A 250-nucleotide genomic window follows, 5' to 3' on the forward strand; every position below is an offset into this window, starting at 1 on the left:
CGCTCGTGCAGCAGAATGCACGCACGCTGGATCGCTCGGCGAATGCGATCCGCAACGGCGCGGCGAACGCCGAAGAACTGGCGCTGGAAGGCGCGCTTGCAACCGCGAAGACCCAGCTCGTCGTCAGCAAACTCGCGCTGCATACGGCCGAGCGGCTGTTCGAAATCGGTGGTGCGTCGGCGACTGCGCGCTCGCACAACTTCGATCGCCACTGGCGCAATCTACGCACCATATTCAGCCACAATCCGCT

General features: G+C 64.0%; 1 pseudogene. It reads left to right on the plus strand.

From position 1 onward, the window contains the following. Positions 1-250: pseudogene (locus tag SB753_RS39740) on the plus strand (acyl-CoA dehydrogenase); the annotation flags it as partial.

This window comes from Paraburkholderia sp. SIMBA_053 (assembly GCF_046534895.1).
Lineage (GTDB): Bacteria > Pseudomonadota > Gammaproteobacteria > Burkholderiales > Burkholderiaceae > Paraburkholderia > Paraburkholderia caledonica.